This is a genomic window from Catenulispora acidiphila DSM 44928 (assembly GCF_000024025.1).
GTDB lineage: Bacteria > Actinomycetota > Actinomycetes > Streptomycetales > Catenulisporaceae > Catenulispora > Catenulispora acidiphila.
Genome location: NC_013131.1, coordinates 10,207,188 through 10,220,514, shown reverse-complemented (window position 1 = coordinate 10,220,514; position 13,327 = coordinate 10,207,188). Strand labels below are relative to the sequence as shown.

Annotated in this window: 14 protein-coding genes; 7 read left to right on the top strand and 7 right to left on the bottom strand. The window is 68.7% G+C overall.

Going from position 1 to position 13,327, the window contains the following annotated elements; genetic code table 11:
* Positions 1–107: 107 nt before the first annotated feature.
* The 3 genes from CACI_RS43590 to CACI_RS43580 form a co-directional block, all read right to left on the bottom strand.
* Entirely contained in the window at positions 108–347 is a 240-nt protein-coding gene (locus tag CACI_RS43590; RefSeq protein ID WP_015797353.1) for a helix-turn-helix domain-containing protein, read from the bottom strand.
* Entirely contained in the window at positions 347–1,000 is a 654-nt protein-coding gene (locus CACI_RS46950; protein WP_049871921.1) for a DUF2975 domain-containing protein, read from the bottom strand. The genes CACI_RS43590 and CACI_RS46950 overlap by 1 nt, the downstream gene beginning before the upstream one ends.
* Before the next feature lie 84 nt (positions 1,001–1,084).
* Positions 1,085–1,282: a hypothetical protein gene (locus tag CACI_RS43580; RefSeq protein ID WP_015797351.1), complete on the bottom strand. Its 198-nt coding sequence runs from the start codon at positions 1,280–1,282 to the stop codon at positions 1,085–1,087.
* A gap of 162 nt (positions 1,283–1,444) precedes the next feature.
* Between CACI_RS43580 and thiC the strand changes: the two genes are divergently transcribed.
* The 3 genes from thiC to CACI_RS43565 all read left to right on the top strand — a co-directional run bounded on the left by thiC (position 1,445) and on the right by CACI_RS43565 (position 4,774).
* Positions 1,445–3,250 carry a phosphomethylpyrimidine synthase ThiC gene (thiC, locus tag CACI_RS43575; protein WP_015797350.1) on the top strand — a complete coding sequence of 602 codons (1,806 nt, stop codon included), beginning with the start codon at positions 1,445–1,447 and terminating at the stop codon, positions 3,248–3,250.
* A 155-nt stretch (positions 3,251–3,405) separates the two neighbouring features.
* Positions 3,406–3,978, top strand: a complete 573-nt coding sequence (locus CACI_RS43570) for a DinB family protein (protein WP_015797349.1) — start codon at positions 3,406–3,408, stop codon at positions 3,976–3,978.
* 232 nt (positions 3,979–4,210) lie between these two features.
* Positions 4,211–4,774 carry a DUF3558 domain-containing protein gene (locus CACI_RS43565; protein WP_015797348.1) on the top strand — a complete coding sequence of 188 codons (564 nt, stop codon included), beginning with the start codon at positions 4,211–4,213 and terminating at the stop codon, positions 4,772–4,774.
* Between the two features lie 424 nt (positions 4,775–5,198).
* On the opposite strand, the gene CACI_RS43560 is transcribed toward CACI_RS43565, so the two are convergent.
* Both CACI_RS43560 and CACI_RS43555 read right to left on the bottom strand, forming a co-directional pair.
* Positions 5,199–6,041, bottom strand: coding sequence for a hypothetical protein (locus tag CACI_RS43560; RefSeq protein ID WP_041540818.1), 843 nt, complete (start codon positions 6,039–6,041; stop codon positions 5,199–5,201).
* Positions 6,042–6,277: 236 nt separating this feature from the next.
* Complete coding sequence (locus tag CACI_RS43555) at positions 6,278–7,174, bottom strand: metallophosphoesterase family protein (RefSeq protein WP_015797346.1); 897 nt, start codon at positions 7,172–7,174, stop codon at positions 6,278–6,280.
* A gap of 139 nt (positions 7,175–7,313) precedes the next feature.
* Here CACI_RS43555 and CACI_RS43550 point away from each other — a divergent pair, with 139 nt between their 5' ends.
* The gene (locus CACI_RS43550) at positions 7,314–8,111 is read left to right on the top strand and encodes a nuclease-related domain-containing protein (RefSeq protein WP_015797345.1); all 798 of its coding nucleotides are present in this window, start codon (positions 7,314–7,316) and stop codon (positions 8,109–8,111) included.
* 45 nt (positions 8,112–8,156) lie between these two features.
* Here the strand turns inward: CACI_RS43550 and CACI_RS43545 are convergent, their stop codons facing one another.
* Positions 8,157–8,804 (bottom strand): PadR family transcriptional regulator, encoded by a 648-nt coding sequence (locus CACI_RS43545; RefSeq protein ID WP_015797344.1) that lies wholly within the window; start codon positions 8,802–8,804, stop codon positions 8,157–8,159.
* 150 nt (positions 8,805–8,954) lie between these two features.
* On the opposite strand from CACI_RS43545, the gene CACI_RS43540 reads away from it, so the two are divergent.
* Positions 8,955–9,485 carry a hypothetical protein gene (locus CACI_RS43540; RefSeq protein ID WP_015797343.1) on the top strand — a complete coding sequence of 177 codons (531 nt, stop codon included), beginning with the start codon at positions 8,955–8,957 and terminating at the stop codon, positions 9,483–9,485.
* A 132-nt stretch (positions 9,486–9,617) separates the two neighbouring features.
* Here the strand turns inward: CACI_RS43540 and CACI_RS43535 are convergent, their stop codons facing one another.
* Positions 9,618–10,514, bottom strand: coding sequence for a helix-turn-helix domain-containing protein (locus CACI_RS43535; RefSeq protein ID WP_015797342.1), 897 nt, complete (start codon positions 10,512–10,514; stop codon positions 9,618–9,620).
* Between the two features lie 86 nt (positions 10,515–10,600).
* Between CACI_RS43535 and CACI_RS43530 the strand changes: the two genes are divergently transcribed.
* Positions 10,601–11,500: an MBL fold metallo-hydrolase gene (locus tag CACI_RS43530; protein WP_015797341.1), complete on the top strand. Its 900-nt coding sequence runs from the start codon at positions 10,601–10,603 to the stop codon at positions 11,498–11,500.
* 130 nt (positions 11,501–11,630) lie between these two features.
* Positions 11,631–13,313: a coiled-coil domain-containing protein gene (locus CACI_RS43525; protein WP_143765646.1), complete on the top strand. Its 1,683-nt coding sequence runs from the start codon at positions 11,631–11,633 to the stop codon at positions 13,311–13,313.
* Positions 13,314–13,327: the final 14 nt, after the last annotated feature.

The window sequence follows — 13,327 nt, the reverse complement described above, 5'->3', positions numbered from 1 at the left end:
AGGAAGTTCTACTCCCGGCGAAGGCGCCGAAGAACGGCTCCAGCGTTTGCATCGCGCTTGCGTTTCTCACAGCACCCTCACACCCGGAACATGCATGCCTCACGCATTCAATCGAACCCGCCGGGCCGATAGCTGAGCAGGTCACCGGGCTGGCAGTCGAGCTCGCGGCACAGGGCTGTCAGGGTACTGAAACGGATCGCCTTCGCCCGCCCGTTCTTCAAAACGGAGAGGTTCACCACGGTGACCCCGACACGGTCGGCGAGTTCGGTGAGCGTCAGCCCGCGCCGCTCCAGCAGCCGGTCCAGATGCACCCCGATGAAGTGGACTTCGCCGTTGTCCGGCGGCATCAGACGACGCCCTCCAGGTCTTCGCGCATATCGCTGCCGACGCGCATGATGCGGGCCAGGGACAGCAGGGCCAGTCCCGCGCCCAGGTATGGCCAGGTGACGTTCCACGAGAAAGACATCGGGCCGTCGGCCATGGAGGCCCACAGCCTGTGCGCCGCGAAGACCTTGGCGGTCGGCGTGAGGACGGAGTCCACGATGAGGAACCATCCCAGGACTCGGAGTCTGGTCGCGAAGCCCGGGGTGTACAGGCCCTGTCGCTCGGCCAGCCGGAGAGCCAGAAAGGTGATCAGCACCGCCGCGATCACGGTCACCGTCCCAGGCAGGTTCTCCAGTGTGTACCACCAGCGTTGGCTGGTGGACGGCTTGTCGGTGCACAGGCGAAAGTCTGCGGATCCGATGTTCACCCCCGCGTGGGGGTGGAGCCATGAGGTCGCACTGGTATCGCCACCCGACTCGCCGCTGTCCACGCAGATGAAGACCCCGTGCCCCCAGCCAAGGATGCTGCCGCTGCCGAACAGCGTCGCGACGACGCTCACTCCGAAGCCGAGAACGATGAGGCTCAGCACCATCCAGTTGAAGGATGCCAAGGGTTCCAACGGGTTCCGGACCTTGCCGGCTCTTCTGTTCGCGACCTTCTTCGCGACACCTTCCACGATCGTTCCCCCATATCGAAAGTCGATGGTATCGAGAAACGATGCCATCGATATTCGATAATCGCAAGACCCTGAGAGGTCCGCCTACATCAGCTGTTCCACGTACACCGTCCGCGGCGCCTGGTACTCCACGACGACCACGATCGCGTTCTTCGCGATCTCCGTCCCCGGCGTCATCGCGTACGCGTGGAAGGCTTCCGTGCCGCCGCGGACCTCGACCATCACCTCGCCGACCAGCCCCGGCGCGATGCGTCCCGTCACCCGCCCCTGCTTGCCGATCATCGGCGCTCCCGTCCCTGGCATTGACGCGGATCACGGTACGCGCGCTACGGTGTCCACTGAAACCACATACACGCGGGAGCTCGGGCGAACCGGGCTGAGAGGACGGCTGGCGCCGTCGACCGCCGAACCTGTCCGGGTAATGCCGACGTAGGGAGCGCCGCCATGACGGCTGTCAATGATGTGTCCGCATCGTCTGAATCCACCGAATCATCCGATTCCGCTGGTACCTCTGATTCCTCTGGTTCCTCAGCTTCGAGCAAGACCTACCTGCCCTCCGCCGTGCGCCCCGAGCTGCGCGTGCCGATGCGCCAGATCGCGCTGACCAACGGCGACTCGGTCGTCCTGTACGACACCTCCGGTCCCTACACCGACCCCGAGGTGCGCACCGACGTCCGCTTCGGCCTGCCGGCGCTGCGCGCTCCGTGGATCGCCGAGCGCGGCGACACCGCGGAGTACGACGGCCGGACCTGGCAGCCGACCGACGACGGGCTGAAGTCGGCCGACCTGCGCAACCTCGACGCCGTGTTCTCCGGTGGACGCAAGCCGGTGCGCGGGACGGAGGAGCGGGGCGCGGTCACGCAGCTCGCCTATGCCCGGCGCGGCCTCGTCACCGCCGAGATGGAGTACATCGCGGTGCGGGAGGGGGTCACCGCGGAGTTCGTGCGGGACGAGGTCGCGCGGGGGCGGGCGGTCATCCCGGCCAACGTCAACCACCCCGAGGCCGAGCCGATGATCATCGGCCGCCACTTCCTGACCAAGGTGAACGCCAACATCGGCAACTCCTCGGTCGCCTCCTCGATCGAGGAGGAGGTGGACAAGATGGTGTGGGCCACGCGCTGGGGCGCCGCCACCGTGATGGACCTGTCCACCGGCCGGAACATTCACACCACCCGCGAATGGATCCTGCGCAACAGCCCGGTCCCGATCGGCACCGTGCCGATCTACCAGGCGCTGGAGAAGGTCAACGGCAAGGCCGAGGACCTCACCTGGGAGGTGTTTCGCGACACCGTGATCGAGCAGTGCGAGCAGGGCGTGGACTACATGACGATCCACGCCGGCGTGCTGCTGCGCTACGTCCCGCTGACCGCCAACCGCAAGACCGGCATCGTCTCGCGCGGCGGCTCGATCATGGCCGCCTGGTGCCTGGCGCACCACGAGGAGAACTTCCTCTACACGAACTTCAGGGAACTGACGCAGATCCTGGCGCGCTACGACGTCACCTACTCCCTCGGCGACGGCCTGCGCCCCGGCTCCATCTATGACGCCAACGACGCGGCCCAGTTCGCCGAACTGACCACCCTCGGCGAACTGTCGAAGATCGCCCGCGAGCTCGGCGTCCAGGTGATGATCGAGGGCCCGGGCCACGTCCCGATGCACAAGATCAAGGAGAACGTCGAGCTCCAGATGGAGCTCTGCGACGAGGCGCCCTTCTATACCCTCGGCCCGCTCACCACCGACATCGCCCCCGGCTACGACCACATCACCTCCGCCATCGGCGCGGCGATGATCGGCTGGTACGGCACCGCGATGCTCTGCTACGTGACGCCCAAGGAACACCTGGGCCTGCCCAACCGCGACGACGTCAAGCAAGGCCTGATCGCCTACAAGATCGCCGCCCACGCCTCCGACCTCGCCAAGGGCCACGAAGGCGCCCAGCGCTGGGACGACGCACTGTCCGACGCCCGTTTCGAATTCCGCTGGGAAGACCAGTTCAACCTGGCCCTGGACCCCGACACCGCCCGCGCCTACCACGACGAGACCCTGCCGGCCGCCCCCGCGAAGACCGCGCACTTCTGCTCCATGTGCGGCCCGCACTTCTGCTCCATGCAGATCAGCCGCAACATCGCGGAGCAATACGGCGACCAGATGGCCGCCACCGACGACGGCGAGATCAAGGCCGGCATGGACGCGAAGTCCGCAGAGTTCCTCGCCTCCGGCGCGCAGGTCTACCTGCCTCTCGCGGACTGAGCGCGCGGCTCACCAGCCCACAACGTGACAGGGCCCGCATATACCGGAGATGATGCGATATATGCGGGCCCTGTGATGTGCCGACGGTCACCCACCATACACGGGTTTCCTCGCAGCGTTGCCAGACTGGCCCGAAGACCGAGACGCTAGGGCCCATGTCTTCTTCATCTACGACTTCACCGTCAACTTCACCGTCAACTTCATCGCCGTCCGACTGGACCGCGCCGATCTTCGAACGCACCGAGAACATCCCCGCCGACACCGAACGCGAGAGCCTCGAGCACTATCTGGACTGGCACCGCGAAACCCTCCTCTGGAAATGCGGCGGCCTCACCGCCGACCAACTGGCATCCCGCCCCCTCCCCAGCACAGAGCTGTCCCTCCTCGGCCTGGTCCGCCACATGGCACTGGTGGAGCGCTGGTGGTTCCGCATCCAATTCCTAGGCCAGAAAACCCTCGAGGAGCTCTTCACCACCGAAGAAGACCCCGACGGCGACTTCCACAACGGCACCCCAGCCACCGCCGAATCCGACTTCGCAACCTTCCGCGAAGAACTCACCCACTCCCGCCAAGCAACCCACCACCGGGCCCTCGACGAAATGTTCGAAGGCCGCCACCACACCCTCACCCTCCGCTGGATCTACCTCCACATGATCGAGGAATACGCCCGCCACCTAGGCCACGCCGACCTCCTCCGCGAAGCCATCGACGGCGCCACCGGCGAGTGACGGGGCTCCGTGCCCGGGCCCGGGCCTCGGCATGGCTCACGGCATAGGCTCGAGACGCCGCAGGCACCTCGGGCTAGTTCCGGCACAGACTCTGCCCTCCCCGCGGGTCCTCTAGACCCGACCAGCCGCGGCTCTCTGGTCTGTCCTGGCACGATCCCCGACTTGAGCCTCGACATAGCCCTTGCCTTAGCCCCTGCCCTAGGCCCGAGAAGCCGCGGCTACCCTGGTCCCCATGCCAAGCCCGAGACCCGCGACGATCGTTGCCATTGCCGCGCTCGCCCTGACCGTCTCCGCGACCTCGTCCGCATGCGGCGGAGACTCCACTCCGCCGCCCCTGGCTCCGGTCGCAACGGGCTCAACGAGCGCCGGCGGTGCGACAGCCAGCGCCCAGGGCTTCGTGGTCCCCGGCGTCCCCGACCCCTGCGCCCTGCTTTCCGCCGACCAGGTGGTGCAAATAGCCCACCTTCCCGACGGCGTGAAATCCGGCGCCATAGCCTCCACGAGTGGCGGCCGCAGCTGCGCCTACAACGCCGGCCATCCCGACACGGTGACCATCTCCCTGACAGCCGTCACCAAATCCGGCTTCGACGCCTTCCGGGCCACCATCCCCGCCGGCACCGTCACCGCCATCCCCAACCTCGGCGACGAGGCCTACCGCAGCACCCAGACCCCCGGCGTCATCGACGTCTACAAGCACGGCTTCGACCTCAACATCGCAGTCATCCACGCTGACAGCTACGCCAGCGCCACAGACGACGCCAAGGCGGTAGCGCTCGCGGCGGTCGGCAAGGTGTGAGCCCGGACGGAGCCGGCCGCCGACCGGACTGGGACGCCGCCGGAGCCGAGCCGCCCGAACCGACCGAGCCGAAGCCGCCCGCCGACCGAGCCGAGCCGCCCGGTGACCGAGCCGAGCGGGTCGACCGAGCCGAGCCGAGCCGCCCGCTGACCGAGCCGAGCCGCCGAGTCGAACTAACCAAGCCGGCCGAACCGCCGAGTCGCGCCGAGCCCCTGAGCTTGTGATTCCCGGCTGCCCTCCACGTGACTGCTATCTGGAGCACGTGGAAAGTGGTGCCTCGCGTTGTCAGGGCTTCGCTCGAACGGCCCAGCCGCCTCAACCACTGAGCCGCCGAGCCGCCGAACCGGGCTGGCCGCATCAGCCCTGCCAACCACACCAGTCCGGCCGACCCGACTCGACTCGGCCCGACTCGGGTCCGAGACCCCTACCCCTTCTTCGACCCCGTCGGTGAAGCCGACCCGGAGGGTGCCGGAGGTGCGGCGGGAGCCGGCTTGGTGGGCGCCGGGGGGAGTCCTACCAGGGTGTTCTGGTAGGCGACTACCTGTTGCCAGGCTCGGGCTTGGGCGTTGGCGGAGGCCAGGTTCGGGGGGAGCCAGAGGTTCTTGACTGTGTCGGTGGAGTAGCCGAGGGACTTGAGGTCGCTTTGGTTGGGCATCCACATGGTGGCGCTGGGGGCTGCGCTGCCGCCGGGGACTTCGCGGAGTTGGGCGTTGAGGGCGGCGTGGAATTTTGCGGCGTTGAGGCCGGAGTCGGTGTAGAGCTTGGCTTCGGCGGTTTGTTGTTGGGTGGGGGCGTTGGTTTCGCTGAGGTCGGGGACGTAGCCGAGCCAGGAGCCGGAGCCGGTGCTGCGGCGGGATGCGGCGGCGGGGAACCAGTAGTCCGCGCAGGGCCCTGCGCAGGCGCCGTCGATCAGGAGGCTGAGTTTGTGGTCGTGGATGGTTTGGCCGATGGCCAGGCCGGAGGCCAGGTCGCCGCCGGTGACGGTGGCGCGGACGGCGGTGGCTCCGGTGCCGAGGGCCGTGGTGAACTGGGCGGCGCTGTCGGGGGTCACCGTGCCGACCAGGACGAGGGTGCCGCCTTCGCGGGTCCAGTGGCCGGCGGTGTGGCCCTTGGTCACGGCGTCGGCGGTGGGCAGGGCGCCGATCTTGTAGGGGTCGGCGTTCGACGAGGAGGAGGAGCAGCCGGCCAGCAGCGCGGCGGCGGCCAGAGCCGTCAGGCCGAGGCCCGCGCACGCCGGGACCCCGCGGGATGTCAGGAATCTGCGCATACCGCCCATATTGGCGCCGTGCACGGCTCGCGCCAGGGAGACTCGCCGCCAACGGGCAGGGGGGAATCAACCGCGGGAATCAACTGCGGGGAATCAACCGCGGGAATCAACTGCGGGGAATCAACCGCGGAGAAAGGAAGCAGCCTCGGAAGCAGGAGGCGGGCTCACCTGAAATCAGGCGCGCCGTCGGACATCAGCCATCGTCGCCGAGCACCGTCGACCGCAAACCGCGCCCCTCAGCTCCCCTGCGGGCGGGGCGGTATCGAAGGCAGCGGGCTGATCAGGCACGGTCCGCCCAGGAACGTTCCGGTGTCCATGTTCACCGCGCGACCTTCGGCGTAGATCATCGGGCCGGTGATGTCTTCGGCGGGGATGTCGAACACCAGGGGGATCGGGGAGTGGCCGTGGACGATCTGCGAGCCGCCGAACTCGGCGAGGAACTCCAGGGCGTTGGTGCCGTCGTCGGCGAAGGCGAAGCGCGCGGTGACCAGGTGGGTCAGGCGGTCCCAGGCTTCCAGATCGGTGTACTCGCGCAGGACGGCTTGGACCGTGGCGTTCACGGTGGCGATGTCGCCGCCGAGTTCGCGGTAGGTCACCGTGTCGGAGTGGATGAGCAGGTGGTCGTCGACGAGCGCCATCGCCGGGAGGGACTCCAGCCACTGGGCGTGCTCTTCGGTCAGGGCGCGGAGGTCCTTGGGCTGGCCGCCGTTGCCGAGCCAGCGCTCCTGGAACTTGTCGGCGCCCGGGCCGGTCAGGCGGTAGGACGCCAGGAGCATGACCTCGTGGTTGCCGAGCAGGCAGTCGACGCGTCCGCCGTGCTCCGGCGCCTGCTTCTGCAGGCGCATCACCGTGTCGATGACGCCGATGCCGTCGGGGCCGCGGTCGAACAGGTCGCCCAGGAACCACAGCCAGGCCGAGCCGGCGGCCCACTCGCCGTCGGCGTCGGTGATGCCGCTGCGGAACAAAGAGGCCTGCAACTGCTCGGCGCAGCCGTGCACGTCGCCCGTGACGTAGACCGGCCCGGCGGGCACGGGTCCGTTGATCCCGACCGTTGCGTCGAGAGTCAGGTCCATGGTGTCGTCGATCTCCAGGGTCATGGCCATGGGGTCGACTTCGGGCGTCGGCGGCGTCATGCAGGCCAGGCTAACGACAATGTGGCTTGTAGGTACACATCGGCGGTGGCCTGGGTTCGCCGAGACGCCGCGTAAATGAATACGTCTGCGCCGGGCATGCACATCGGAGTACGGTCGGTGACGAGGAGAGTGGTCTTCAGTGGCGTTCAGAGAATTGAAGCCGACGAGGGCCTCGGCGGGGAGCAGTCTGCGGGCGGTCAACACCAGCGTCCAGTCGGCTTGGGCCGCTCAACGCCGGAAACGCATCAAAGACTCCCTGTGGTGGGCCCTCCCTGTCACCATCCTGTGCGGCGTCATCGGCTCGGCGATGACCCGCCACGGTTATTTCGGCGTGGGCTTCGCCGCCCTGGTGCTGTCGGCCCTGGCGGATCTGGCCTACACCAAGCCCGATCACGTGAGCCTGGCCGGCCGCCGGGCCTCCGGCGAGGCCGCCACCGCGCGGGCGATCAAACCTTTGAGGTTCCAGGGCTTCACCGCCCTGCACGACCGCCGCCTGGCCTCCGGCGCGGTCCCCGGCATCCCGCCGGTGGACATCGAGCACCTGCTGATCGGCCCGGCCGGGGTGTTCCTGCTGGACTCGAAGAACTGGCTCACCGGACCCCAGGCCCAGATGATCGGCGACAAGCTGTTCGTCGGCATGGACAACCGCGAGGCGACCCTCAAGGCGCTGGATCTGGAGGCGCAGAACCTCACCTCGGCGCTGGGGCGGAACCTGCCGCGCGGGGTGAAGGTGGAGCCGGTGCTCGTCGTGCACGCCAAGGACCTGCGGCCGACCCCGCGCTTCCTGGACGGCGTCACCATCCTGCTGCCGGAGCAGTTCCCGTCGGTCTTCGGCCAGATGCGCCAGGTCATGACGGCGACCCAGGCCGCGAAGCTGGCCGAGACGCTGGATCGGGTGCTGCCGGCCCGCTCCGGGGACCGGCCGGTCCGCAAATGAGTCGCGCATGAGTCGCACATGGGTCCAGCGCCGAGCACGCGAAGCCTAAGTACCAGGCGTCCCGGCATCGGTGTCGGCCTCGTCGAACGGCTGCAACTCCGCCAAGCTCCACGTCAGCTCGCCGCTCTCCAACTCCGCGACCACGCCTTCGATCCACCGCAACTCGGCCTCGGTGACCGCGACCAAGTACTCGTCGTCCAGCAGCGTCACCTTCGGTAGCCCGTACTGCCGCGCCTCCGCCATACCCTGCTTCGCCTGAGCCAACGTCTTCGCGACGGTCTCACGCCGCTCGCTCAACGCGGCCAGCACCACCTCCGGCTCCAGCACCATCAGGAACGACAGCGCGGCGGGGAACTCCGGATACTCCGGTCGCGGCACGCGCACGATGTCGTCGATCCACGCCCGCGCCGCCTCGCGTCCGGCGTCGGTGAGCTCGTAGACGGTCCGCTCCGGGTACTGCTGGTCGCGCTCGGTCTCCCGGACCGCGATCAGCCCGGCCGCCGTGAGCCGCTCCATCGTCTTGTACAGGCTCGCGCGCTGTCCGACGTTGACGACGTTCTCCTTGCCCCATTCCTTGAGAAGCCGCTGCACGCCGTACGGGTGCAGCGGCTTGTAGCCGAGCAGGGCGAGGACCGCGAGGGCGAGCGGAGAGCGGCGGGTCGCGCCGGCCGCGGAGTTCTGAGCTGCTGCCATGCCCTCATCATAGCCACTGGGAGACTAGTTACAAGAAGGATAGTTGACAGGCAACTAGTGTCAGTGCAACTATCAAGAAGTCAGCACGAACCCCGGTCCCTCAAGCAGTTCCCGGAGAACACAGAGGGCAGATCCCGAGGAGCGCCCGAAATGAACAGCTCGATCTCCACCACCCGCACCGCCGCCGACGCCGCCGCCGAGCCGGTCCGCCTGCACGTCGACCACAACGCGGTCAAGCGCCTGGGCAACTGGACCAGCGCCGACCGCTTCGAGGTCCGCGCCCGCCGCGGCTCGGTCGTGCTGGACCTGCGCTCGGCGCAGCTTCCGGCCGGCGAGCTCGTCGTCGACCTGGACCTGGACCGCGCCCTGGTGAAGCTGCTGCTGCCCGACGACGCCGTCGTCGATCAGCGCGACATCGCCTGGAGCGGCAGCGGCAAGGTGAAAGACAGCGTCGGCCAGCACAACGCACGCAAGAACAAGGACGCCGAACCCGCCGCCGACGTCCGCCGCGTGCGCCTGACCGGCCGGATCCACAGCGGCGAGGTGCGCGTGGCACGCGGTGGCGTGGCGATGCTCGCCGCGATGTTCAGCCGCGAGTACGTCGAGGACGTCAAGCAGGCACGGCGCGAAGGCACCTGGCCGACCGTCGACGACCCGACCCGCGCCCCGAAGAACGCCTGATCGCAGTCATCCGATCGCAGACAACTGACAGTCAGCAAGAAGCGGCGCGCCCCCACCTCTGGGAGGCGCGCCGCTTCGGCATTCGCCCGGGCGCCGACCAGGGCCGGAAAGCATGAGAAGCACCCGCGCGTATTACGAAGCAGTCTCAGCTCGGCGCTCCGCGACAGCCGGATCGGCCAGGTGAGCGAGCATGGTCAAGGCCGCAGCCGATGCTGATCCGGCCGGGGCGGTGCAGGTGACCAGCGTCTGATCGGGCCGCTCGACGGCGCGCAGCGTCTGTTGCGTGACGGAGACAGTGCCGATCCGCGGATGCCGCAGCTCATAGACGGCTGTGGCGCAAGCCTGGACGCGGTGGTCGGCCCACAGCGCGCCGAATTCGGGGCTGGCCATGGTGAGCCGACCGATGAGCGCGGCGAGGGCGGGGTCGTCCGGATGTGCCCCGGCGACCAGGCGCAGATTCCCCACCGCGGCGCGGGCTTTGCGCTCCCAGTCCGCGTAGAGCTCGCGGGTGTCGGCGTCCAGGAAGACGAGCTCGGTCATGTTGACGCGCCGTCCGGGCACACCGGCCGCCTCGTAGTTCTGGTGGCCCGCCAGCAGTGCGTGACCCAGCGGGTTCCAGGCGAGCACGTCGCTGCGCCGGCCGAGGATGAGCGCGGGGACCTGCGGCATGGCCGCGAGCAGCTCGGTCAGCGCCGGATCCGCGTGTTCGGGCGCGGTGGGCCGCGCGGCGCGCCGCCGTCCCGCCGCCGCGGCCAGCGTGCGCAGGTGTTCGCGCTCGGGCCCGGTCAGCTCGAGGGCGGCCGCGATCGCGTCGAGGACCTGCGGGGAGGCGTGCCGGGACTGGCCCTGCTCCAGCCGGGCGTAGTACGACGGGCTCACGCCGGCGAGCTGCGCCAGCTCCTCGCGGCGCAGACCCGGCACGCGGCGGCGGCCTCCGTAGGAGGTCAGGCCGAGTTCTTCGGGCTGGACCCGGGCCCGGCACGTCTTGAGGAACGCTCCGAGCTCCCAGACTGCTTCGCGATCACTCATGACACGATTCTCCGCCCGGATCGCCGCGCTAGCCGCACCCTGGCGCGGTGTGGCTACCGATGCCGAAGGCTGCCGATAGTTGCCTCATGAACGAGATCAAGATTGGCGACGTGACCGTCGCCAGGGTCGAAGAGATGCACGGACCCGTCGGCATGACCCCGGAGCAGTTCTTCCCGGGCTGGACCGGCGAGGCCTGGCAGGACAACCGCGATTGGCTCGTGCCGCACCACCTCGGGGACGAGGACGGGCAGGTGCGGGTGGCGTTCCAGACCTACGTGCTGCGCAGCGAGGGCCGCACGATCCTGGTGGACACCGGCGTCGGCAACGACAAGACCCGGCCGGCGGTCGGCGCCTGGGACCACCTGTCCCTGGGCTACCTGGAGAACCTGGCGGCGGCCGGCGTCCGCCCCGAGGACGTGGACCTGGTCGTGAACACCCACCTGCACGTCGACCACATCGGCTGGAACACCCGGCTGGTCGACGGGCAATGGGTCCCGACGTTCCCGAACGCCACCTACCTGATGCCGAGGGTGGACTTCGAGCACTTCGACCCGGCGAAGAACCCGGGAATCGCCGGCAGCGTCAACGAGAACGCCTTCGAGGACAGCATCGAGCCGGTCCGGGCGGCGGGGCGGATTCAGCTCTGGGAAGACGAACATCGGGTGGACGGCGCCTTGCGGCTGCTCGCCGCTCCGGGGCACACACCGGGTGCCAGCGTCCTGATTCTCAGCTCCGGCGAGGACAAGGCGCTGTTCGCCGGAGACCTGCTGCACACCCCGCTCCAGGTCGCCCATACCGAGTTCGACAGCTGCTTCTGCGAGGACCCGGCGACCGCGCAGGCGACCCGGCGTGACCTGCTTGGCTGGGCCGCGGACAACACCGCTCTGGTGCTGCCCGCGCACTTCACCGGGCAGACCGCCTTGGAGGTCGCGCGTGACGGCGACCGCTTCGCGATCAAGAACTGGGGCCCTTTCCCCGCCTACTGAAATCAGCTGTATCGCCTCGCCGGGTCCCTCCCGGCGAGGCGGCGGAGCGGCGCGAGGGAACGGAGTTTTCTTCGTCCCTTGATTCTGGTCGCGGCTACCGCAGATGCACGACGCCCCCTACGCTTGCCGCGTGAATGACGGAATCCGCGACCAAAGCGGCGGCGTGAGTTGGCAGCATGCCCGGTCCTGGGCGGACAAGAACCCGGTGCCGTCGCTGGTCGTGGGCGGTGTGGCCGTCCTGATCGTGCTCGGCTTGGTGGTTCTGGTGGCGATGAGGCTGCGCGGGAAGGACCGCTCGGTCCGGGTCCGCGGGCTGGTCGCGGTCGGAACGCTGATGGCGACCATGGTCCAGGCCTCCGGCATGTGGCACTTCTTCGGCAACGTCATGCACATGTCGCTGGCGTACAAGATCGTGATGTTCCCGTTCCTGGAGATCCTGATCCTGGCGTTCGGCCTCAAGGCGCTGGAGAAGGCCGAGGAAGCCGGCAACTGGCTCATCTACGCCACGATGCTCTGGATCCTGGCGATCTCCTCCGGCGGCATGTCGGCGAGCGACTCCTCGGGGTACCGCGAGGGCTTGTTCCGCCTGCTGGTCGCCGTGGTCATCGCCGTGCTGTGGACGCTGGACCTGCTGGATCTGTGGCTCAAGGCGCGCAAGAAGAAGGCCGAGGAAGAGGGCCGGCCGCTGGAGAAGGTCCGGTGGCGCTTCACCCCGCGCGAGCTCGGCATCCGGCTGGGACTGGCCGCGGCGGACGACTCGACGCTGTCCGATCTGGACGCCAACCGGCACTTCGAGCGCTATCTGCGGGTCTCCGACAAGCTGAGGATCCTCAAGGAGCACAACGCCAAGGAGACCTCGATCCACCGCATCGCCGCCCGCGAGGCGAAGGCCAAGGCCAAGCTCCAACGGCACGCGCGCCTGCACGCCGATCCCAGTGCCCTGATGAGCGCGCTCGGCGCCCAGGCGGTGGCGGACGCTCAAGTCCGGCTCGGCATCGACGAGGCGCAGACCGAACTGCGTCAGGCGAAGGACCGCGCGGAGGAGAACGCGGCGGAGGCTCAGCGCCTCACCGATCAACTTCAGACCGAGCGGGAGGCAGCGGCCGCGGCCGCCGAGGAAGCCGCGGCGAAGATCGAGCAGCTCACCGCGTCGCTGAAGGCCGACCAGGCAACGGCGCTCGCGGCCGCCGCGAAGGAGCGCTCCGACCTCGCCAAGGAGATGACGAAGCTCCGCGCCGAGCTGGAGGCGGTCCGGACCAGGACCGCCCAGACAGACCTCGAACTCGAGGCGACGCAACGGTCTCGGCGCGATCTGCTCGCCGAGAACGAGATCGAGCGGCGCGAGCGGACGCACATCGAGCAGCTGCGCAGCGACGAGAACGCGGCGGCGCAGCGCCGAATAGCCGATCTGGAGCGCGCCCTGGACGAGCTGCGCTCCCGGCCGGCGGCTGCCATCCCGGCTCAGCGTCCGGCGCCGGTCGCGGACGTGCCGCAGGAAGTGCCGCAGGAAATACCCACGCCGCCTCCGGTCTCCGCGCTGTCGCAAGCGTCTGAGCGAGTTTCCGAAGAGCTACCGGTCACCACGATGAACGGCTCCAGTCGCCAAGGCGCCAAGCAAGCCGTCTACCAGGTCGCCGACCAGCTGACCGACCAGGGCGCCAACCGCGACCACCCGTTGTTGAGCGAGCACGCGCAGACCCGCAACGACGCCGTCCGCGAACTCGCCGACCACCTCGGCTACTCGGAGTCGACAGTCCGCAAGCACGCGAAGGCCTATGTCGAAGACCGAAACGCGGCAGCCAACGGTCGGTGACACGGCGCTCGACG